Source organism: Vibrio sp. SCSIO 43132, assembly GCF_019904195.1.
Lineage (GTDB): Bacteria > Pseudomonadota > Gammaproteobacteria > Enterobacterales > Vibrionaceae > Vibrio > Vibrio nigripulchritudo.
The window spans coordinates 3,684,283-3,704,937 of record NZ_CP063199.1 but is presented as its reverse complement, the minus strand read 5'-3'; the positions used below and the strand labels follow the sequence as shown (position 1 = coordinate 3,704,937).

At 43.7% G+C, this 20,655-nt stretch carries 22 protein-coding genes; 12 read left to right on the top strand and 10 right to left on the bottom strand.

The window, feature by feature from the left end; genetic code table 11:
* Nucleotides 1-177: 177 nt before the first annotated feature.
* Nucleotides 178-1,632 carry an aspartate ammonia-lyase gene (gene aspA / locus INR79_RS16775; protein WP_004401990.1) on the bottom strand — a complete coding sequence of 485 codons (1,455 nt, stop codon included), beginning with the start codon at nucleotides 1,630-1,632 and terminating at the stop codon, nucleotides 178-180.
* 332 nt (nucleotides 1,633-1,964) lie between these two features.
* Between aspA and INR79_RS16770 the strand changes: the two genes are divergently transcribed.
* Complete coding sequence (locus tag INR79_RS16770) at nucleotides 1,965-2,486, top strand: FxsA family protein (protein WP_223097048.1); 522 nt, start codon at nucleotides 1,965-1,967, stop codon at nucleotides 2,484-2,486.
* A gap of 20 nt (nucleotides 2,487-2,506) precedes the next feature.
* Here INR79_RS16770 and INR79_RS16765 read toward each other — a convergent pair whose 3' ends face one another.
* A complete protein-coding gene (locus INR79_RS16765; RefSeq protein WP_223095199.1) occupies nucleotides 2,507-3,487 on the bottom strand; it encodes an integron integrase in 981 nt (326 codons plus the stop codon).
* Nucleotides 3,488-3,736: 249 nt separating this feature from the next.
* Between INR79_RS16765 and INR79_RS16760 the strand changes: the two genes are divergently transcribed.
* From INR79_RS16760 to INR79_RS16735, 4 genes are all read left to right on the top strand, one after another.
* The gene (locus INR79_RS16760; protein WP_223095197.1) at nucleotides 3,737-4,162 is read left to right on the top strand and encodes a hypothetical protein; all 426 of its coding nucleotides are present in this window, start codon (nucleotides 3,737-3,739) and stop codon (nucleotides 4,160-4,162) included.
* A gap of 2 nt (nucleotides 4,163-4,164) precedes the next feature.
* Nucleotides 4,165-4,737 (top strand): hypothetical protein, encoded by a 573-nt coding sequence (locus INR79_RS16755; RefSeq protein ID WP_223095195.1) that lies wholly within the window; start codon nucleotides 4,165-4,167, stop codon nucleotides 4,735-4,737.
* Between the two features lie 148 nt (nucleotides 4,738-4,885).
* Nucleotides 4,886-5,608, top strand: a complete 723-nt coding sequence (locus INR79_RS16745) for a hypothetical protein (protein ID WP_223095193.1) — start codon at nucleotides 4,886-4,888, stop codon at nucleotides 5,606-5,608.
* Between the two features lie 144 nt (nucleotides 5,609-5,752).
* Nucleotides 5,753-6,622, top strand: coding sequence for a type I restriction enzyme HsdR N-terminal domain-containing protein (locus INR79_RS16735; RefSeq protein ID WP_223095191.1), 870 nt, complete (start codon nucleotides 5,753-5,755; stop codon nucleotides 6,620-6,622).
* Nucleotides 6,623-6,856: 234 nt separating this feature from the next.
* Here the strand turns inward: INR79_RS16735 and INR79_RS28140 are convergent, their stop codons facing one another.
* Together INR79_RS28140 and INR79_RS16730 are read right to left on the bottom strand one after the other, a co-directional pair.
* Nucleotides 6,857-6,982 (bottom strand): hypothetical protein, encoded by a 126-nt coding sequence (locus tag INR79_RS28140; protein ID WP_262415357.1) that lies wholly within the window; start codon nucleotides 6,980-6,982, stop codon nucleotides 6,857-6,859.
* 277 nt (nucleotides 6,983-7,259) lie between these two features.
* Nucleotides 7,260-8,216: an IS110 family transposase gene (locus tag INR79_RS16730; protein WP_223095189.1), complete on the bottom strand. Its 957-nt coding sequence runs from the start codon at nucleotides 8,214-8,216 to the stop codon at nucleotides 7,260-7,262.
* 364 nt (nucleotides 8,217-8,580) lie between these two features.
* Between INR79_RS16730 and INR79_RS16725 the strand changes: the two genes are divergently transcribed.
* The 3 genes from INR79_RS16725 to INR79_RS16715 all read left to right on the top strand — a co-directional run bounded on the left by INR79_RS16725 (nucleotide 8,581) and on the right by INR79_RS16715 (nucleotide 10,793).
* Nucleotides 8,581-9,132, top strand: a complete 552-nt coding sequence (locus INR79_RS16725) for a hypothetical protein (RefSeq protein WP_223095187.1) — start codon at nucleotides 8,581-8,583, stop codon at nucleotides 9,130-9,132.
* Nucleotides 9,133-9,257: 125 nt separating this feature from the next.
* Entirely contained in the window at nucleotides 9,258-9,968 is a 711-nt protein-coding gene (locus INR79_RS16720; protein WP_223095184.1) for a hypothetical protein, read from the top strand.
* Nucleotides 9,969-10,085: 117 nt separating this feature from the next.
* On the top strand, nucleotides 10,086-10,793 hold the full coding sequence (locus tag INR79_RS16715; protein ID WP_223095182.1) for a hypothetical protein: 708 nt from the start codon (nucleotides 10,086-10,088) through the stop codon (nucleotides 10,791-10,793).
* A 359-nt stretch (nucleotides 10,794-11,152) separates the two neighbouring features.
* Here INR79_RS16715 and INR79_RS16710 read toward each other — a convergent pair whose 3' ends face one another.
* The 4 genes from INR79_RS16710 to INR79_RS16695 form a co-directional block, all read right to left on the bottom strand.
* Nucleotides 11,153-11,629, bottom strand: coding sequence for a tRNA (cytidine(34)-2'-O)-methyltransferase (locus tag INR79_RS16710; RefSeq protein ID WP_223095180.1), 477 nt, complete (start codon nucleotides 11,627-11,629; stop codon nucleotides 11,153-11,155).
* Between the two features lie 112 nt (nucleotides 11,630-11,741).
* On the bottom strand, nucleotides 11,742-12,353 hold the full coding sequence (locus INR79_RS16705; RefSeq protein WP_223095178.1) for a superoxide dismutase: 612 nt from the start codon (nucleotides 12,351-12,353) through the stop codon (nucleotides 11,742-11,744).
* Nucleotides 12,354-12,507: 154 nt separating this feature from the next.
* Nucleotides 12,508-13,875 carry an envelope stress sensor histidine kinase CpxA gene (gene cpxA, locus INR79_RS16700; RefSeq protein WP_223095176.1) on the bottom strand — a complete coding sequence of 456 codons (1,368 nt, stop codon included), beginning with the start codon at nucleotides 13,873-13,875 and terminating at the stop codon, nucleotides 12,508-12,510.
* Complete coding sequence (locus tag INR79_RS16695; RefSeq protein WP_004399825.1) at nucleotides 13,875-14,567, bottom strand: response regulator; 693 nt, start codon at nucleotides 14,565-14,567, stop codon at nucleotides 13,875-13,877. The genes cpxA and INR79_RS16695 overlap by 1 nt, the downstream gene beginning before the upstream one ends.
* Nucleotides 14,568-14,748: 181 nt before the next feature.
* Between INR79_RS16695 and INR79_RS16690 the strand changes: the two genes are divergently transcribed.
* Nucleotides 14,749-15,249, top strand: coding sequence for a CpxP family protein (locus INR79_RS16690; RefSeq protein WP_004399826.1), 501 nt, complete (start codon nucleotides 14,749-14,751; stop codon nucleotides 15,247-15,249).
* A gap of 173 nt (nucleotides 15,250-15,422) precedes the next feature.
* Nucleotides 15,423-16,205 (top strand): substrate-binding periplasmic protein, encoded by a 783-nt coding sequence (locus INR79_RS16685; RefSeq protein WP_262415356.1) that lies wholly within the window; start codon nucleotides 15,423-15,425, stop codon nucleotides 16,203-16,205.
* Nucleotides 16,206-16,245: 40 nt separating this feature from the next.
* Here the strand turns inward: INR79_RS16685 and INR79_RS16680 are convergent, their stop codons facing one another.
* Nucleotides 16,246-16,596: a hypothetical protein gene (locus tag INR79_RS16680; protein ID WP_022551759.1), complete on the bottom strand. Its 351-nt coding sequence runs from the start codon at nucleotides 16,594-16,596 to the stop codon at nucleotides 16,246-16,248.
* A 307-nt stretch (nucleotides 16,597-16,903) separates the two neighbouring features.
* Here INR79_RS16680 and fieF point away from each other — a divergent pair, with 307 nt between their 5' ends.
* Both fieF and pfkA read left to right on the top strand, forming a co-directional pair.
* Complete coding sequence (fieF, locus tag INR79_RS16675) at nucleotides 16,904-17,788, top strand: CDF family cation-efflux transporter FieF (protein ID WP_223097044.1); 885 nt, start codon at nucleotides 16,904-16,906, stop codon at nucleotides 17,786-17,788.
* Between the two features lie 293 nt (nucleotides 17,789-18,081).
* On the top strand, nucleotides 18,082-19,044 hold the full coding sequence (gene pfkA, locus INR79_RS16670; protein ID WP_004399830.1) for a 6-phosphofructokinase: 963 nt from the start codon (nucleotides 18,082-18,084) through the stop codon (nucleotides 19,042-19,044).
* A 76-nt stretch (nucleotides 19,045-19,120) separates the two neighbouring features.
* Here pfkA and INR79_RS16665 read toward each other — a convergent pair whose 3' ends face one another.
* A complete protein-coding gene (locus tag INR79_RS16665) occupies nucleotides 19,121-20,470 on the bottom strand; it encodes an MATE family efflux transporter (protein WP_223095174.1) in 1,350 nt (449 codons plus the stop codon).
* Nucleotides 20,471-20,655: the final 185 nt, after the last annotated feature.

Below are 20,655 nucleotides of genomic sequence, written 5' to 3'. Positions count from 1 at the left end.
TAACGTCTTCTTTTCTCAGGAAAAGAAGACCAAAACTCAGCATAAAAATTTATGGGATGCTGAAAACGGCGCAGACTATAGCAGATTAACAAAGCGAATAGGACTGATATAAAACAAACTTATGCTATTTGGCGCTATTATCAACAAGTAATAATGGGACCTAATGGTCCCATTCTATTAATTAAATCGTTTGGCTTTGTACTTTGGATGCATCAGATTGTCTACTGAGAAGATATCGTCTAACTCTTCCTCGGTGAGTAATCCTCTTTCCAGCACCACATCTCGGACACTTTTGCCCGTTTCGGCACAAATTTTACCGACGATGTCGCCTTCATGGTGCCCGATATAAGGGTTGAGGTAAGTAACAATACCGATGGAGTTATACACGTAGCTTTCGCAAACGTCTTTATTGACAGTAATACCGTCGATGCATTTGTCACGCAGGTTTACGCAAGCGTTGGTCAGAATCTCCAAAGACTCGAACATGCTCTGAGCGATAACAGGCTCCATCACGTTTAGCTGCAACTGACCGCCTTCTGCCGCAAAGGAGATGGTGTTGTCGTTACCAAGAACTTTGAAACAAACTTGGTTCACAACTTCAGGAACAACCGGGTTCACTTTGGCTGGCATAATGGAAGAGCCCGCCTGAAGTTCTGGCAGGTTCAGTTCGTTCAAACCAGCACGAGGGCCAGAAGATAGCAGTCGCAGGTCATTACAGATCTTAGACAGCTTCACCGCCAGTCGCTTAAGCGCACCGTGAGTCATCACATAAGCACCGCAATCGGATGTCGCTTCAATCAAATCCTCGGCAGGGACACACTCTAGCCCGGTAACCTCGGCAAGATGTTTAACCGCTGCGGCTTGGTAGCCTTCCGCCGCGTTCAGACCCGTACCAATTGCCGTTGCACCAATGTTCACTTCCAGAAGAAGCTTTGACGTGTATTCGAGGTTACGAATTTCTTCGTTCAGCGTGACAGCCCAGGCGTGGAATTCCTGTCCAACCGTCATTGGCACGGCGTCCTGAAGCTGGGTGCGTCCCATTTTCAACACGCTGCTGAACTCCTGACTTTTCAGCTCGAATGCCCCTTTCAGGTATTCAATCGCATCCACCAGCTTGCTTACGCTGTTATAAACGGCAATGCGGAACCCAGTCGGGTAGGCGCAGTTGGTGGACTGGCTTTTATTCACATGATCATTCGGGTTAATGAATTCGTACTGACCTTTCTCTTTGCCCATCAGCTCAAGTGCCAGATTCGCCACCACTTCATTGGTGTTCATGTTGACGGACGTGCCAGCGCCACCCTGAAAGACATCCGACGGGAACTGATCCATGCATTTACCCGTTTCCAGAATCACATCACAAGCCTGAATAATAGGGTTAGCAATGTCGGACGGGATTACGCCCAGCTCTTTGTTGGCAAGCGCTGCTGCTTTCTTGGTCATGACCATTCCACGCACAAATTCAGGGACGTCAGAAATGGTTACGCTGGAAATGTTAAAGTTTTCAATTGCTCTCAGTGTATGGATGCCGTAGTAAGCATCGGCAGGAACGTGACGTTGACCGAGCAGATCTTCTTCAATGCGAGTCGCAGACAGAGGGGAAGTGTGATTAAGATCGATAGTCTTAGCCATAACAGGATCCTTAGTTTTTTATTGTAAGTATTGAAGCTGAGTTAGCCACATCTGTGTTTTAAGAATCCATTCGTCAGAATAAACGGCTACAAAATCGGTCCTGACTTATGCGCTCATCTTATCGAATTGGCGGCATAAAAATAGTAGCCTGATCACCTTTTGAGTCATTGAGTTGTCAACAATTCTTACAGAATTGTGATTTCCCAAGTCAGGTCAAGTTTCTTGTGTCGAAGGGCACTTTTGAGTGCCGATTCAGAGCGCAACTTTTAAAGGAAGAATTGTTGTTTGTCAGTCAAAGCAATACACTGGCGGTAGTTGCAACAGGAGGACCCGTGTTTCCGATACTTTTACTGCTATTTATTGCTGTACCCATCATTGAAATTGCGCTTTTTATTCAGGTGGGCGGCTTTTTAGGTTTCTGGACAACCATAGGCTTGGTCTTACTGACTGCCTTTGTGGGCGCTTCTTTAGTGCGAAGCCAGGGCTTGCAAACTCTGATGTCGGTACAAAGCCGATTACAGCAAGGCGAACTGCCCGCTCAGCAAATTGTTGAGGGTGTTATGCTGGCGGTAGCTGGCGTGTTGCTTCTGACCCCCGGATTTATGACCGATGCATTAGGGATGCTGGTTCTGCTTCCGGCACCAAGAGCCGTGATCGCCAAGCAATTGATGAGCAAAGTGAAAGTGCAAAATTTTGGTAACGGCGGCGGGTTTCACGCCCAAGGTGGTTTTGGTCAGCAAAACCCATTCGAGCACGACCCGTTTCAACGCGGTGGAGACAATTCCAAAGGGAACACCTTTGAAGGCGAGTTTGAACGTAAAGAAGACGAAGATGACCGCAACCGCTTAAATTAAGCGAGCACCATTCAAACGTTTTATGACCGCATTTCTTTGAACAACCCAGAAAAGGGGCTGGTGACACCACTAGCCCCTCTATCCAAAACATGAGTGTAGATCTGAGTTGTTTTTACATCTTTGTGACCAAGCTGCTCCTGCACAGTACGAATATCGGCACCAGATTCTAATAGGTGAGTAGCAAAGCTGTGCCGCAGAGTATGGCAAGTGACAGGCTTTGCTATATTTGCCAGCTTAGCCGCCCGTTTTACTTCTCTTTGTACACTTTTCTCATTGATATGATGGCGACGTAATTCGTTAGATTCTGGATCAAAGCTCAGGTTTTTAGTCGGAAACAGATAGTGCCAGCCAGTATCCATCGATGCTTTGGGGTATTTTCTTCGCCATGAAGGTTTGAGCCATACTCCCGCATAGTTAGGGTGATGGAGGTCGACGTTATAAATAGCTTGGACACACTCGGTTTGCTGTTTGAGTTCTTTTACTAGCTCCGGTGCTAAGGTTACCAATCGATTCTTGTTTCCTTTCCCTTGCCATACGCGGACAGCTAAGTAGTTATAATCAATATCATGTACTCTTAGCCGAACACACTCCATCACACGTAAACCAGAACCGTACATAAGTTTGATTGGCAAAGAATAGCTTGGAGTAATATGCTTAAGTAATTGACTCACTTCGCTTTTAGTTAGCACTATTGGTATCTTGCGATCTCTTTTTGAATAGCGGTAATCCAAATTGAAATCATCGCCTCGCTTAAAATATTCGACATATAAATATCGAAGTGAGTTAAGCGCGACTGCTTGGGTGCCAGCCGCCACGTTTTTTTCCAGCACAAGTGAATTCAAAAACGCTTCTACGTGTGATTTATCGAGATCTTTAGGATGTTTCATTTGGTGAAAACGAATGAACTGGGCTATCCATAGAAGATAGGTTTTGATGGTTCGTTTAGCATAATGCCTGATCATCATGTGTTCTTGAACGCTTAGCAAAAAGAGACTTTTCATGTGGCGCGCCATTACTGTTTTTACATACAGTCTGATTGAATAGTGCGCAATGTCCACTTTGTTTTAAAGTGAGTCATATTCTTGTGACCAGCTTCTTGTGCTAGCGAATAATAATTTTATGTATTACATAACCTTATGTGCTAGCCTGAAGAAAATATCCACAAGGAAAAATAGGTGCTTGTGGATGAATTATTCGGACATCTTGTCCCATAATAATTGTTAGGTTTAAATTTAGTTTAGGAGTAAAAGTTGAATAGTGGGTTAGTTATTAATTTTATTTTAGTTCCGGCAATGATTGCGTATTTGCTTATCGCGCTGGGTTTTGCTGATATGAAAAAGAAAGGAACAAGTAATATTGTGTTTCCCCTAAGGGATGCAATTGTTGCGACTTTGGCATTGGATTTGGTTGTTGTAGTTCCAAGTATATTTGAAGTTCAGAATGTAGGGCTTGGTTTTGATGGGGTTAGTTTTTCAGCCGCATCATTAGTTCTCCTTTGTGTTCATTTATCAGTCCTTTTTGGGGCGAGCAAAATTAATGCGGTACTCTTGCAAACAGAAGCAAAAACAAAAGCTAAGAGGTTAATGAATTTAGTTGTTGTAACATACATCGGTCTACTCTGCCTTATGACGAATGCTTACTCTATGCAGTTTGTATTTCAAGGTATTGGAGGCTAACTATGCGTGCTGTAAATGGTTTTCTGGAGAAAGCAGTCTGGGCATTTATTCCTGGTTTAGTCTTCTTGTTCTGTCCATGGTTTGCTGGAGTAATGACAACAGGAATTACTGAAGTCTCGTATGATGTTAATAAAACAAGCATTAATGGATTGACCTCAATTCATTTAAAGTTAACAAATATTGATAATACATCGGCGGTTGATATTCTTGAGCTATACGTCCCGAATAAAGACCGCTTGTTTTCAGCCTTGTCATTAAAAAAATCAGATACGAAAGTCGATAATTGGAAAGGTAGTTTAGGTATAGGCGAAAGTATAGATTTATTGTTAGTTTTAAGTTCAGACATAAACGTCGACCAGAAGTACGTCAGTAGCATTTTTAAAGGAAAGTATCAAGTTCGAGATGAAAATACAGGCAAGCAAAAGTGGGTTGATATCAAGTTAGCTGAAAAGGGAATGATTGCAATTAACAAAAGTACATTGTTTGCTATTTGGTATGTGGTTCCTATTATAGTTTCTATAATTCTTATTGCGTTTGCAATACGACTCATGAACCGTAACGATAGTGAACAATAAAAACCTAACAAACTGTTTAAGAGTGATTCGCAACGCGTGGCATTTTCACTATGCGTTGCGTGTAGTGTTTAAGATGGTATGCGGCGGCATCGGTATTGCGTTGCTCACACCTTAACAGGGCGTTAGGCGACAAGTAAAATGAGATATTATGATCGATAAAAATAAAATAAAGCTAATTGTGCAAAGAGCCAGCCAGTTAGTCGGTGGTTTTTTGTCAGTTTTAGGGCTTATAAACGTACTCGATGATTTGAATTCGTGGAAACAATTTGGTGTTTATTTAGTCGAAAAAGCTAGTGTCATTGGCTTAGACCATGTGCTTTCTTACATATTGTTGTTTGTTCATACTATATCAACGTACTGGCACTTATGGTTACATCCTGTGTTTGACTTCTTCACATCATGGCTCCCATTTGAAGTTCCATTTTTGGTTAAAGATATCGTCATAATAGGGCTCTTCGTATTATTGGGTAAAAGAAGAGCCTTTCGTGTTTTCACAAAGAGTTTAAGAAAAGAAAAGCAAGCTATATCTAAGATTGTACACAAGTACGTAAAAGATTCTAATGAACGCTTTTTAAGCTTTTCAATGCGCGATGCTAAGTCATACATACTTATGAAAAATGCTGATAAAGGTATCCTTGAGTCATATGAGATAAAAATGGTAGAAAAGTTCGACCGTTGTTTTGGTGAAAATGCAGAAGAGTTTTCCTATGACGTCTTGACAAGTCCAGAATTGTTACAACTTCGAGAGGAACATATGTCCGCACTAAAGCTCTCAGACAGACTGGAAATGCTAGTGTACGGCTTAGCTCTAACTGTTCTGGGCTTTTTATTTTTTGATTACATTTATTTATTAAAGTTGAGTTTACAGTGAAATCGCCTAACAAACTGTTTAAGAGTGATTCGCAACGCGTGGCATTTTTACTATGCGTTGCGTTTAGTGTTTAAGGTGGTATGCGGCGGCATCGGAATAGCGTTGCTCACACCTTAACAGGGCGTTAGAATTTTGGAGATAATTGTGTTCGATGAATTTGAATTAGATATATTGAATGATCCTGAATATAAAGAGGATGCAGTTAGGGAAGATATTGTTGCGCCCTTATTGAGACGTCTGGGCTATAAAGTCGTCGGCAGCCATAAAATGGTTAGAAGTCGTGCTTTAACTCATCCATATGTTTACATTGGCACTAAAGCACACAAAGTATCAATTATTCCTGACTACCTACTTGAGGTTGATGATAACGATCATCGATGGATTTTGGATGCTAAAGCCCCAAACCAAAATATTCTTAGTGGTAAAAATGTCGAGCAAGCTTTCAGTTATGCGATTCACCCAGATATAAGGGCTCATAAATATGCATTATGTAACGGAAAAGAGATAGCAGTTTTTGATGTAAACAAACTTTCTCCAGTGCTTCATTTGAACATTTCTGATTGGGAAAACAAGTGGCATGATATAGAAAAGGAACTGAGTCCAATATCATTCACCAAACCTCATTTATTGAACTTTAAACCTGACTTCGGGTTATACATGAAAAAAATAGGGGCGCCTGTAGGTATGCCACATTCCTTCATACCTATTGGGCTACCAATGATCATGAAGGTTCAAGATGGTCTTTATACCGCATGTGTGAATATCGCATGGGGTGACGATTACTTAGCAACCTCATTTGATTTTGATACAAATAAATATCATCAGTTACTTTCCATTCTTCCTGAAAACTTGGCACTGAAAGTTGCTGAAGCCCTAACACGACAACCTTATTCAATAGCATTGAGCATGGAAGAAACACCTTTAATTAACGTAAGTGCAGTTATCGGCGAAGATGTTCATTCAAATGAAAATGAAGAATATAGCCCATTATGGGTGATAGAGTTTTCGAAATAAAATTCTAACAAATTGCTTAAGAGTGACGGCTAACCTTTGGCATTTTTGGTTTGGTTGAATTTAGTGATTACGGTAGCTTTGCTTAGGTTTCGTGGTTTGGCCGCACCTTAGCAAGGCGTTAGATTTGTACGGTGACCGTTGGAGAGGATTGAAAGCACTCCTACGGATAACCGCAGGAGTGGGAAGGTAGATTTTTGGTACTTAGCTTTTCCTATGCTAAATACACCAAGTACGTTACACAAAGACCGATGCTAGTGTTACTGCAATTCCAGCAAGAGCCACCAGAGTTGAAATAACCATGATCTTAGTGTTGCGTTCTATGGTATCTAGTAGTTTTAAATAAGCTTCGTCTTTTAACATGCATTTTCTCCCAAATCTAGGAGGCATGTGAGAGTCAAAAACTACGCAAACTTGTCAGCCTCTTGCCCCCAAAGCCAAAAAAGTAGGTTACTCGCAGGTGCTCTATATCATCCCGACGATGCCTCAATTAATAAAATCACCAAAAGAGACAGGGCAACTCGATTATTGTACCGATATCGCTGGACGAATCACAGCCGTTTCGATGTATCAGGCGTGTTAAGTCACAAGAAGAGTGGCTGTAGGTGATAAATCTAACAAACGACTATGGCGTCAATAGTTAGTTCCTAGCTATTTTTTCATCCCACATGACGCCATCTCTCAGCATTGAGTTTAAGATGACAACCATCTTACGAACACAGGCGATGATAGCGACTTTCTTCGGTTTTCCTGATTGAACGAGGCGGGTATAAGTCGCTTTGAAAACGGGGTTACACTGCATAGCAGACATCATCGCCATATATAGAACGGTTCGAACTTGCGCCCTTCCTCCTTGAATAACTCGTTTGCCTTTGTAACGCCCACTTTCTCGGGTAATTGGTGCAACACCAATGAGGGAAGCGGCTTGTTTATTGGTGATGTAACCCAGCTCGGGAACGTTGCTGATTATTGATGCAACTGCGATATTTCCAATGCCAGGAACACTTTGCAGGATGTCGTTTTTGGTCTGATAGTCTGGACATGATTCGATGAGTTTAACCAGCTTATCCTCGATGTTTGAAATCTGGTTTTTCATGGCAGTCAGCATTGACTTGATGGTCGAATGGAGAGATTTTGGTAATACCTGAATACGGTTCTTCTCCATTGTTTGCATAGAGAGTAGCTGATTGCGACGTATGACTAAGTCGCTCATCAGTCGTATGTTTTCTGCTTTTATGATGGAGATGTCGGGCTTGATTGCTTCTGCGTAATGAACGATAAGCTGTGCATCTAATCGGTCGTTTTTAGCTCTTCGTCCAATGGCTCCAGCGAAGCGTTTAATGTGGATGGGGTTAGCGCGAACAATAGGTAATTTGGCTTCTGCACATGCGAGAACAAAAGGCATTTCTAGGCGTCCGGTTGCTTCAATGACGATTCGCTCAGGTGAGTGCTTCTTTATCGTCTTGATGGCGTCTTTGATACCTTTGTCGTTGTTTGACACAGTGAAAAAGAGATTAAGTGGTCGTATAAAAATATCGAGTTGCGCCTTGCCAGTATCAACGCCGATATTAATGCTTTGAAGTGTGTTGGTATTCATAATAAGCTAACTCTTGCTTGCGAAATGCGGGTTCGAGACCCAGTCGACTATTCGAGGTTTGTGCTTGGAGTCCTATGGGGTGTTCATGTTTGTTATCGGTCTCTCAACAGAGGAGCCAGCATTCAATCGAACTACCCTATAGAAAGCTTTAGTTGCAGCTAAAGCCTGGGTCTCACATTACCCGAATTCAGGAAAGATTATCCATACAAACAATTTAAGAGTGATTCAGCACGCTTGGCATTTTCGGTTTGGGTCAGGCTTAGTGATTAAGGTGTCCAAATTTAGCGAAGTGTCAGCGTGCTTCACATCTTAATTGGGCGTTAGCTGTCTCCGAAAATTGCAATCATTAGGGTTGATTTAGAATATGATGTTTGAACATAAAAAAAGAAGCCATCATGAACTTATTGCGCTCGCGGAGTTTGGATTTAAAATCGATTTCCACTCTGAGTTTTTGTCAAATGATGATCTGAATGAGATAGCCGATCTGATATACGCTAATAAGCTTTTCGAAATTGAAAGGGAAGTAAATAAACAGTTTAAAGAGAAGATTGAGATATCAGGATTAGAGGTTAAAAATGGCTCTCTTGAGGTAACTGCTCAAATTGTTTTGCCGTTAATTGTCAGTACTGGCGCAACGGTGATTGGTGGCCTTATATTGAATCTTCTAGCTAAAAAGAACAAAACAGAGAAAGAGTGTAAAAGGTACTATGTGCTTATGAAAAAACTAAGTTTCATAAGCAAAAAATATAGTATTCAATCAAGTCAGCAGCTTTCAAAAATCCAAAGATTCCGAACCGTAGTCAACAAACCAAACTCTACAGAGTTCAAATTTAGAGATTTTTATTTCGCAGAGACTGACTTTGATGAAGCAAGTAGGTTAGTTCAACAAGCAATAAATGAGTACAATAGTCATTAAACTACAGCTAACAAGCTGTTAAACAAGGACTAAATACAGTTTGCTTTTGCTCCTTCGTCGCTCAGTTTAGGCAACTACATTTAGCCTGTTAACAAGACGTTAGCTGTACTAGGAGGTCGTGTACATTGAAAAAAGCATTTTGGGTAGGGGTCATTGTCATAGTTAGTATGTCATTTGGCTTAGTATTTTTTGCTCCAATTACTGATGTTTATAAAGGTATGGCTTCTATTCCAGGTGTGGGAGGTTTAGTAGCTGCCCTATTTCAGCTTGTTCGAGATAATGCGCAACATCAGAGAAATCTTGAGATACAACAAGGACAGCAATTATTCAATCTAGGTGCCACCTCCCATATGGCAAACACGGTTTTTGATAAACACGTTGAGTTCTGTGAGAAGTACCTGGCGGAAGTCCATCAGTTAGTAATTACTCTAACTAGAGAAGGTCCAACAAGAGAGGCTTTAGAACACGCAGGGAACCTCTATACTCTGCGCATTGAATATACCGCATGGATAACACCTCAAATTGAGGAAAAGCTCATGCCTTTTGAGAAAGCAGTAAGAAATATTGGTGCAAATTCAGGTTTGGTTGAAGCATTATCTGGTTCTGAAAACCGCGACGAAACGCGGTCAAAAGCAATTGAACAAATGTTTGATGAGTTCAGTAACCTTATGAATATTGGGGAACCGAACATAAAAAATGCAGAATCGACAGTGGTTGAGGTCAAAAAAAGGGTTAGGGAAATACTTCAAATTAACCAACTCATAGACGTTCGAGAATTTTTGGTTAGTAATGCCGCAAACGTAGCAGCTAACAAGTTGCTCAACAGGGACTCCTAACGCTTGGCGGCTTCAACTCAGAGTTTGAGTTTCGTGTTTAAGACACACTTTTCAAGTTCGGTGGCAAGCGTTGTCGCCCGTTAGCAAGGCGTTAACTGGTTTTAGCAAAGGTAGAAAATGTCAGATTGTTGGATTTGTGGTGCTCACGCTGATAGTGGTGAGCACATGATAAAAAAGACGGATTTACAGCGTGCTGTTGCTGGTACGGTAAATCAAAAGACCCCAATATATCATCGGGTTAGTGGTATTAAAAAGAGACCTATTGGTAGCTTAAAAGCCGAAGCATTGAAGTTTGAGAAAAGTATCTGTGCTACTTGTAACGGGGCGTTAACACAGCCTCATGATTACTCTTGGGATATTTTATCTTCATTCCTTGCTGGTAATGTAGTTGAAGTTGGTGAAGAGATAGACTTAACCACAGTTTATGGTGAAAAAATCGAAGAGCATGTGCTTAACGTGCATCTGTTTTTCTGTAAAATTTTTGGGTGCGCAGTCCAAGATGCACAACTGAAGTTGGATTTATCTAATCTTGCAAACAGTATTCTTACTCAATCCTACTGTCCTGACTTGTATATAAAAATTCGTCGTAGTGATAATGGAAAGTCTACTAGCTATTGCGCCTTGTCTGATATTCAAGTATTCACGCTAAAAGATGGCACCATGAAATATGCCCATCTTTTCTATACCGTAGGCAATTATAGCGTAGATGTCGTATATTCAACTGATACTACAGAATTGGACTTAACGGACTACTTTAAACCAAACGGTGCTATCTCTAAGTTGACGATGGGTTCTGTTGAGTACAATCAAGAATATTCCGCATAAACAACCAGTTAACAAACGATTCAAGATTCAACAGACAACCAACGCATGTCATTTTGGGCATACGTTTTTAATAATAACTTTGGATGTACTTGGCATTGTTCCTAGTGAAGTAAAAGTGATCACAAAGACACCGGAATACTTTGAAGTAACAGAAGTGGATCTCAAGATTACGTCAACCGATAACGGCAGTAAAAGCTAAGAAGTTTTTCCTCCAGTATGACGCCATCTTTCGGCGATAAATTTAGCATCACAGCTATCTTTATTGCACAGGCGATTATCGCAATTCTTATGGATTCGCCTGCGGCTAAAAGTCTTTGGTAAGTTACTTTGAAATCGAGTATCGCTATAGCTTCACCAGTTTACACTGCGCCTTCAAAGCCCAGTTGACGCCAGGCTTCAAATGCGATGATGGCAACAGCATTGGAGAGGTTTAAGCTGCGGCTGTCTGGCATCATTGGAATGCGAATGCGTTGCTCCATTGGCAAGCTTTCAATGAATTCTGCGGGTAAACCACGCGATTCAGGTCCGAATATTAATACATCGCCTTCCTGAAATTTGGCATCGACGTGACGCCCTGTGGTTTTAGTGGTGCACGCAAACAGGCGGTAGTCTTTGCCTTGCGCATCCATGTATTCAATAAAGGCGTCCATGTTGGCGTGGCGCTTCACACGCGCCAGATCGTGATAATCCAAGCCGGCACGTCTGACTTTCTTTTCTTCGAAATCAAATCCTAACGGTTCAATCAAATGAAGGTTGGAACCACAGTTGGCGGATAAGCGGATGATGTTGCCCGTATTCGGCGCGATCTCTGGCTCAAATAAAACGATATCCAGCATGACAAATCTTATGAATAAATTGAGTGAAAGGCATTATGGGGGAAGAAAAAAGAGCAAGCAAGGTGCTTACTCTTTCAATACTGTAAGGCGGTATGTCGCCTTACGTGCAATATTACTTAGCTAGTGCTGCTGCGTAGTTTTGTGCAACTGCATCCCAGTTAACCACGTTCCACCAAGCATCGATGTACTCAGGGCGACGGTTTTGGTAGCTGATGTAGTAAGCGTGTTCCCACACGTCTAGTGCCAGTACTGGTTCACCACGGTCTGCTGCAACGTCCATTAGTGGGTTGTCTTGGTTGCTTGTTGACGTGATCACTAGTTTGCCATCTTTAACGATCAGCCACGCAAAGCCTGAACCGAAGGTGTTGATAGCGGCTTGAGCAAATGCTTCTTTGAATGCTTCGAAGCTGCCAAATGTTTCAGTGATAGCCGCACCTAGATCGCCTTGTGGTTCACCGCCAGCGTTTGGAGCCATGCAGTTCCAGTAAACAACGTGGTTGTAGTAACCGCCGCCGTTGTTGCGAACTGCTGGAGTCTGGCTAGAGATTGAATCAAAGATAGTTTCCAGAGATTGGTTTTCTAGATCAGAACCTTTGATGGCTGCCGTGAACTTGTCAAAGTACGTACGGTGGTGCTTGCTGTAGTGCACTTCCATGGTTTTAGCATCGATGTACGGCTCCAGTGCGTCGTATGCGTACGGCAGTTCTGGGAATGTGTGTGACATTATTACTCTCCTTATTATTCATCCAGCTAACCGAGCAAGGGAATCTTGGGGTTCCTAGATAATGTACAACAATGTTAGTGATAATTGTTTTCGTTATCAACTTGTGAATAGTAAGGACTTAGACGCTGCTGGAATAAGTAGCGCCTAAGTCTAATTAGCTGATAGGTAAGGTAATGCACACTTGCAAGCCGCCTAAAGGGCTGACATTGGCTTTTATGGTGCCGTTGTGTTGTCGAATGGCACTTTCCGTAATGGCTAAGCCAAGACCCGCTCCGCCTGAATGGCGGTCTCGGGCGGTGGATACTCGATAGAAGGGGCGGAATATGTCCTGCAGTTCTTCTTCAGGTACGCCGCTGCCGTTGTCGTCCACCGTAATTTGTAAGGTCGATTGCTCAACGGCAAATGATACAGAGACGGTGCTTTCACCATAGTGAATGGCGTTACGCACAATGTTTTCCACCGCACTCATCAAAAGGTTAGGATTGCCGTGCACACTGACGTTTGGCAGTGAAGTATAGGTCAGCGTTTTTTCTTTCTGTTCCGCTTCAAACTGCGCGTCTTTAAGAATTTCTTCCCACAAATCTGCCACGTCTAAATGCTGGCGATCCTCATGGCTATTGATTTGCATGCGTGAAAGTTCCAGCAATTCGCCGATCATTTTTTCCAGCCGCTCAGCTTCGGTATCGATGCGTTTGAGTTCGTCACTTTCTCCCTGTTTGCGAGTCGCCAGCGCATTGGCCATTCTCAGTCGCGTTAACGGGGAACGAAGTTCATGTGAGATGTCGGAAAGAAGCCGTTGCTGACCGGTGATCATTTGGTCAACGGCTAATACCATTTGATTGAAGCTGGTGCCGGCTTGCTGGAATTCCCTTGTGCCTTTTTCCAAATCTGGGTCGGCAACGAATTCTCCTTTAGCGACTCGTTTGGCGGCTTTTTCTAATCTGCGTGCAGGCTGGCTTAGTGCCCATGCAAGCCAAAGCAGGAGTGGGGTGCTGGCGAGCATGACGACAAACAACAACTGCAACGGGCGGTCAAACAGTTGTAGCAAGAAAGGGGGAGGCTGATTCCACTTTGCAGTGCTGAATAGCAATAGATTCTGCCCAGAAAGCGTCACTGGAAACGGACCCGCTACCATCAGTCGACCGTACAGTTTTTGCTGGGGCGTGATATCGGTCAGATTCGATTGAGTGATGAAGTTTTGTAATGCTTTGCGGATTGGACCTCGTTCTCTGGTCAGCAAGTTGCCTTCTAAATCCGTTAAGTAAATTAACGGGCGCTTACCGTGATGGTCTCGATTAGCCAGTTTTCTGGCAAGCTGCTCAATGTCTGGGTAATTGCGAAGGCGGTTTTCGAGCTTGGTGACCGACTCTTGAATACGATCCAGATGATCCGGTGGAATATCGTGTGGCTGTCGCGGGTCGAAGTTCGGAGCAATCAACACAGCAATCAGAACCAACAGCATGGTTAGCCAGAAAATCGCGAATATTCGTCCGTACAGGCTTGATAACAAAGGAATACGCATTAGCCAGCCTCGACCAGCATATAACCACGTCCGCGCAGGGTTTTGATTCTGGGTTTATTGTCGCTTCTCAACGGGAGCTTTTTGCGCAGATTAGAAACGTGCATATCGACGGCGCGGTCAAACGGAGCAAGACGTTTCCCCAGTACATCCAGGCTGAGTGTCTCCTTAGTTAAGGTTTCTCCGGGGTTAGCGACAAAATGGCTGAGCAGAGCAAATTCTGTGGTGGTTAAGTCGAGTAAGGCATCGCCGCAGTAGGCTTCCTGTTTCCCCGGGTAGACTTTGAGATCCTGATAAGCGGTACAATCCGGTTCTTTATTGCCATTGGAATCGTTGTTTTGTGTGCGTCTGAGAATCGCGCGTATACGAGCCATCAGCTCTCTGTCTGAGAAGGGTTTGGGTAGGTAGTCGTCTGCGCCCAGTTCAAGACCAATCACGCGGTCTATCTCTTCCCCTTTTGCGGTCAGCATTAAAACAGGAGTTTGCCAGTTTTCACGCAGCTTCTTCAGCATTTCCATGCCGTTGAGTTTAGGCATCATGATATCCAGCAAAATCAGATCAACACTTTCATCTACGGCGTCTAACCCCGCTTGTCCGTCGTTTGCCTGGCTGATTTCAAAGCCTTCAAACGTCAGAATGTCACTCAATAAGCTGGTCAATTCAGTGTCGTCATCTACTAATAAGATATGTGCCATGGTCACCTCAGTTACGCGTCTTCTATTCTCATGATACTCACAAATTATCTGCAACCAGAACTCTTTACGTTGATTTACGCTTTCTAAACGTCACTTTACAACCCGCGTCTTATTCTATCCTCAAGCGCTGCAAACGCAGCTCGAAAGCAACAGTTTTCCAATGACGATCGAGGACAGAATTATGAAACTAGCAAAGAAAATGGTACTGATGGCAGCCGCTCTTCCTTTGGTTTTAGGCAGTGCAAGCGTAATGGCTTTTGGTGGTAAAGGTCACCATAAAGGTGGACACGAATTTGGTGGAAAATGCGGTGTTGGTCTGGACAAGCGAGTCATGCGTAAGCTCGACCTGACAGATGAGCAGAAAGCACAACTGAAGCAGATGCGTGAAGACGCAAGAAGCAATATGAAAGGTAAGTCTTCGGAAATGTTTGCTCAGAAGCAGGCACACCAGCAGCAGGTTCAGCAACTTTTGCTAGCCGATACCTTTGACGAAAATGCAGCTCAGGCTCTGGCGACTCAAATGGTAGAAGCACAGACTGAAAAACGCGTAAAAATGCTTGAGCAGCAACACAAAGCTATGAGCATTTTAACTGCAGAGCAGAAGACTAAACTGCAGGAGCTACAGCAGGAACGTGCTGAAAAATGCGCCGAGAAATTTGCAGAGCGTCAGCAAGACAGCTAATTCGTATCTGTTTACATGAGCACAGAAAAGCAGCCATCAGGCTGCTTTTCTGCATTCTGTCTTGTGTGTTTGGTATATAAAAACTTTGTTGTCTATGATTTTGGTATCGGTTCTGAATAGGGGTTAACCAAACGATGTGGAGAGTGGTATTTCCAATATTGATGATGGGGTTGATGTCTTTATCTCTTCCTGCCACGGCTGGCGATTCAACCTGTGTTCTGAAAATGGGGTATCGCACTAACGAGCGCCCACCAAATATTGCCCGAGCTCCTGACAACTCAGGCTTGTATCTGGACCTTTACCAAAAAGCGGCGGAAATGGTGGGGTGTGAATTACAGGTCGTCCGGCTTCCCAAAAACAAAGTCATTAACCTGCTTGAACGGGGTGAGATCGATTTCTACCCCGGATTTAACCTGACTGAAAAACGTGCCTCGTTTGCTTACTTTATCGAAAACGGATTGCCCGGCGGCGATATTGGCGTGTCTCGTGAAGATTTTCCAAACATCACGGATTTAAAACAATTAAAAGGCAAAGTACTGCTTCGGGCGAGAGGCTCTCCAGATATCACCGGAGGAGTGAAGGGCATTCATGTAAAAGAACCACCGGAGATGACTTCAATGCAGGCGGTCGACTTTCTGCTGCGCAACCGAGGGGATTTTTACATCTACAACAAATCAACACTTGAGTATCAACTCAAACAGAACAAGGTGTCAGGAGTAAAATTGCATCCGGAATGCTGTGGTGGAGTCGTGCCGCTGTATCTTGGTTTTTCTCAAAAGTCCCAGTGGTTTTCGGGCAAACCCAATAAGAAGTTCAAAGAAAACAATCCTGTTACTAAAGAGAATTTTCCTATTCTCATGCAGGAAGACAGTAAGGCTTACCAGTTCGCTCAAGCTTTGTTGGAATTAAAAAGCAACGGTCAGACAGAAAGTCTGTATAACCATTACTACAAATAAAAAGGTCAGCTATTACAGCTGACCTTGAGGCAATTCTGATTTAAGCGGAACACTTAAATTGTGTGGTCACTTCATAGGTTGCTTTGTAGTTTGGATCTTCTAAGGTTTGACCCAGTTTCACCAATGAATCCATGACCTGGTTACCCGTTTTGATTTCTTCAGGAAGAATGGTTTTAACATCCTGATTGATAACCAGTGGGTGAGAGTTTTCACCGAAGCGTTTTTCGCAGGTTGCTTTGGTATCGCTGCTAGCCACTCTCATTGCGTTGCTTTTGTCATCGTCTGAGAAGAAGGAGTTGAACGTACCGTCCTGGTTTTCGGTTACTGTGCCCTGAACCGTTGCACAGCCTACTAGCGTTGTTGATAGGCCCACTAACAAAAGAGAAGCCATTGTTTTTTTATTAAGCATATATGTACATATCGTTTGTGAGTTTCGTTGAGACTTTATAATTCGTTCACTGAATTTCAATTCAATTTTCAATGCAGTAGTGAAATTTGTGACCGGCTTTAAAACTACTTATAAAACAAACGGATTTTGTTGAGTTAACGGTTTGCTGTTCCTTATTTTTCATTGGTTTACCGAAATTAGAGGGCGATTGGCGATCTGTGACGAATTACATCACCTCTTTTTTGTGCCACAGCAAAAATTAAAGTAATTTGAACACATAAAAATAAAATAACAGCAGCAATTTGGCATGATGAAATCTGAATACTCAAAATACGTCTCCATGGCAGCATGGCTGGCGACAGTGGTAGCAAGCCTGCTTCTTATCGTTAAAGTTGCCGCATGGTGGGTAACGGGATCGGTGAGCTTACTGGCTTCATTGATTGACTCACTATTGGATATCGCAGCCTCGGTAGTGAATCTGATTGTGATTCGTTACTCTCTTCAGCCAGCAGATAAAGAGCATTCGTTCGGACACGGCAAAGCCGAATCACTGGCGGCATTGGCACAGGCGATGTTTATCTCGGGATCGGCGTGTTTCCTGATATTAAATGGTGTCGACCGCTTTTTCCGACCGCATGAACTGCAATCTCCAGAACTGGGCGTATACGTCAGCTTATTTGCCATTTTTGTAACAGGCGGGCTGGTGGCTTTCCAAAAACACGTCGTCAGAAAAACAGGCAGCCAGGCCATTGCGGCAGATTCTCTGCATTACCAATCCGACTTGTATATGAATGCCGCCATCATACTGGCACTTGGGCTAAGCTGGTATGGCATGGGACAGGCGGATGCCATCTTTGCCATTGGTATTGGCGTGTTCATTCTGTCGAGCGCGATTCGCATGGTCTATGAGGCGGTTCAGTCTCTGCTGGACAGGCAGCTTCCTGATGAAGAAATTGAAGATATTCGTACCATTACCTGTTCGGTAGAAGGCGTGGAGGGGGTTCACCAGATTCGCACCCGAATGTCGGGCCCTGTTCGCTTTATTCAGCTCCATCTGGAGTTAGCCGATCACATGCCGCTCATTGAAGCGCATCGCATTTCTTTAGCCGTTGAACATAAATTGCTCGAAAGATTCCCCGAAGGTGACATTCTGATTCACCAAGATCCACTTTCTGTTGTTCCTGAAGCTGAATAATCTGAGGATCGTACGTTATTAAGTTAATTATTACGAACCGCGAAAGAAAGAAGACAAATGGAAGAGAATTAGCTATCTTTTGTGCAAACCACACAAACCGCTATTGAACGTGATGTGAATCAACAAAGTTTAATAGCATAATTGTAATACTCTTTCATAAGTAGAAAAGTTTCATTATTTCGTTGTGTATTCCTTTGTGGAGCGGAAGTGTAACATAACGTGAATAAGATAAGATTTCGCCGATAATGGCATTTAGAATTAGAGATTAAATTCCCAGATATCAGAGGGTGAGCATGATTAAGAAGATCGGTGTTTTGACAAGTGGCGGCGACGCACCAGGCATGAACGCAGCAGTTCGCGGCGTGGTACGTACAGCACTGTCTGAAGGGCTAGAAGTATACGGTATTTATGACGGCTACTTGGGTCTATACGAAAACCGTATCGAGAAATTGGATCGCTGCAGCGTATCTGACGTGATCAACAAGGGTGGTACTTTCCTTGGCTCTGCACGTTTCCCAGAGTTTAAAGAAGTAGAAGTTCGCGAAAAAGCGATCGAAAACCTGAAAGAACACGGCATCGACGCTCTGGTTGTTGTTGGTGGTGACGGTTCTTACATGGGCGCGAAAAAGCTGACAGAAATGGGCTACCCATGTATCGGTCTGCCAGGCACGATCGATAACGACATCGCAGGCACAGACTACACCATCGGTTACCTGACTGCTCTGAATACGGTTATTGATGCCATCGACCGTCTGCGTGATACCTCTTCTTCTCACCAGCGTATTTCTATCGTAGAAATCATGGGTCGTCACTGTGGTGACCTGACTCTGATGTCTGCTATTGCTGGTGGCTGTGAGTACATCATTACACCTGAAACAGGTTTGGATCGCGCTCAGCTTATTGAGAACATTCAAGACGGCATCAAGAAAGGCAAGAAGCACGCAATCATTGCGCTGACTGAGCTTATGATGGATGCGAACGAACTGGCTAAAGAGATCGAATCCGCAACCGGTCGTGAAACCCGTGCGACTGTACTGGGTCACATCCAGCGTGGTGGTCGTCCAACCGCCTTTGACCGTGTACTGGCATCTCGTATGGGTAACTACGCTGTTCACTTGCTAATGGAAGGTCATGGTGGTCGTTGTGTCGGTATTCAGAAAGAACAACTGGTACACCACGACATCATCGACTGCATCGAGAACATGAAACGTCCGGTTCGCCAGGATCTGTTCAAAGTGGCACAAGAGCTGTTCTAAGAAGCCTTGTCAAAAATGAAAAAACCGCAGCCAGTGCTGCGGTTTTTTATTGCCTATATAAAATCTTGTAATTGGGTTACGTAACGGCAACGGAATTTAGAGTCTCATTTCGAATTTTAATGGCGTAGAAATACCCCAAAATCCCACCAGCAAAATTACCCATGGCTAGCCCAATGAATAACCCTTCCACACCATAAATCAGGCTGCCCACCCACGCGCAGGGTAACGTGAAAATAAACAGGCGCATGGCACTCCAGGTAAATGCCTGCATCGGTCTGTGTAGCGCGTTCAAGCCACTTACCAGTACCATTAATATGCCCTGAAACCCATAGCTAAGCGGCACTACCAGCAAATAGTGCCAGAGTAGATCTCGTACTGATTGTTCTTGTGAGAAAAGTGCTGAAATAGGCACACTGAGTGGCACCATCATGACAAAAATCAGCAACTGGAAAAGAATCAAAAATCGCATACACAGGAACAGAGCCTGAAAGCTGCGGGTTGGATTCTTGGCTCCAATGTTCTGTGCCATAAATGGAGTCAGCGCCGAGTTCAGTGCCATCATCACCAATATCAGAATCGATTCTACTCTTTGAGCTGCCCCATACGCTGCGACAGCCGCTGTACCGTGGGAAGCGAGAATCATCATCAACAATGCCCCGGCAAGAGGAGACATGGCGTTTGACAGCATGGCAGGCGTACTGATCTTGAGTAAATCTCGCCAGTCCTGGAGCAACGAAGAGATGTGAGGAAGGGCCAGCAATTTCACTCGTCTTATCAGGACATACAGAGAACTTGATAACGCGCCTAACCAACTCAATGCGCTGGCTATGGCTGCTCCCTGAATGCCTAATTCTGGAAAAGGACCATAACCAAAGATCAGAAATGGGTCGAGAATGCCGTTGATGACGCCTGCCGTCATCATGATTTTGGCTGGCGTTTTGGTGTCTCCAGTGGCGCGAATGGCGCTATTGCCAGCCATCGGAATAACCAGTAATGGAATCGTGAGATACCACACCTGCATGTATTCTTTGATCAGAGGGATAAGATCTGGCGTCGCACCGAGCAGTGTAAACAAAGGCTCAATAGTGAAAAATCCGGCTGCGCACGCAAGACTGACCAGCATAATCGCCAGAATCAGCCCATGAGAAGAAAACCGCGCAGCATGCTGATTATTGCCCTGACCCAAAAGTCGCCCGATGTTGGTAGACAAACCTATCCCTATTCCCATAGTGATGCTACTCACAGCAAACGTGACGGGGAAAGTAAAACTGACGGCGGCAAGAGCCTGAGTGCCAAGAAGAGAAATAAAAAAGGTATCCACCAAGTTAAACATCAGAATAGATACCAGCCCAAAGGTCATGGGTATGGTCATCTTTCTCAGAACTTCTGGGATGGGACCCGTCAGTAATCCGTGTTTATCCTGCATAGGGGGTGACAACTTAACTGGCAACAAAAAACGTAGGATACAGAAGAAAAACCAGACCCGCTACAGACGTTATAAAAGAGTACGCGGGGGCGTTGTAAACGTACATTTCCTTCGCAAAATATGAAATTTCTCTAAAAGGTGATTGTTTTTTCAACATACGTCACAAAAAAACGGTTTTGCCCCCT

Coding starts and splice junctions, on each gene's coding strand:
- aspA (WP_004401990.1), bottom strand. CDS start 1,632: ATGGCTAAGACTATCGATCTTAATCACACTTCCCCTCTGTCTGCGACT.
- INR79_RS16765 (WP_223095199.1), bottom strand. CDS start 3,487: ATGAAAAGTCTCTTTTTGCTAAGCGTTCAAGAACACATGATGATCAGG.
- INR79_RS16755 (WP_223095195.1), top strand. CDS start 4,165: ATGCGTGCTGTAAATGGTTTTCTGGAGAAAGCAGTCTGGGCATTTATT.
- INR79_RS16745 (WP_223095193.1), top strand. CDS start 4,886: ATGATCGATAAAAATAAAATAAAGCTAATTGTGCAAAGAGCCAGCCAG.
- INR79_RS28140 (WP_262415357.1), bottom strand. CDS start 6,982: ATGTTAAAAGACGAAGCTTATTTAAAACTACTAGATACCATAGAACGC.
- INR79_RS16730 (WP_223095189.1), bottom strand. CDS start 8,216: ATGAATACCAACACACTTCAAAGCATTAATATCGGCGTTGATACTGGC.
- INR79_RS16725 (WP_223095187.1), top strand. CDS start 8,581: ATGATGTTTGAACATAAAAAAAGAAGCCATCATGAACTTATTGCGCTC.
- INR79_RS16715 (WP_223095182.1), top strand. CDS start 10,086: ATGTCAGATTGTTGGATTTGTGGTGCTCACGCTGATAGTGGTGAGCAC.
- INR79_RS16710 (WP_223095180.1), bottom strand. CDS start 11,629: ATGCTGGATATCGTTTTATTTGAGCCAGAGATCGCGCCGAATACGGGC.
- INR79_RS16705 (WP_223095178.1), bottom strand. CDS start 12,353: ATGTCACACACATTCCCAGAACTGCCGTACGCATACGACGCACTGGAG.
- cpxA (WP_223095176.1), bottom strand. CDS start 13,875: ATGCGTATTCCTTTGTTATCAAGCCTGTACGGACGAATATTCGCGATT.
- INR79_RS16695 (WP_004399825.1), bottom strand. CDS start 14,567: ATGGCACATATCTTATTAGTAGATGACGACACTGAATTGACCAGCTTA.
- INR79_RS16690 (WP_004399826.1), top strand. CDS start 14,749: ATGAAACTAGCAAAGAAAATGGTACTGATGGCAGCCGCTCTTCCTTTG.
- INR79_RS16685 (WP_262415356.1), top strand. CDS start 15,423: ATGTCTTTATCTCTTCCTGCCACGGCTGGCGATTCAACCTGTGTTCTG.
- INR79_RS16680 (WP_022551759.1), bottom strand. CDS start 16,596: ATGGCTTCTCTTTTGTTAGTGGGCCTATCAACAACGCTAGTAGGCTGT.
- fieF (WP_223097044.1), top strand. CDS start 16,904: ATGAAATCTGAATACTCAAAATACGTCTCCATGGCAGCATGGCTGGCG.
- pfkA (WP_004399830.1), top strand. CDS start 18,082: ATGATTAAGAAGATCGGTGTTTTGACAAGTGGCGGCGACGCACCAGGC.
- INR79_RS16665 (WP_223095174.1), bottom strand. CDS start 20,470: ATGCAGGATAAACACGGATTACTGACGGGTCCCATCCCAGAAGTTCTG.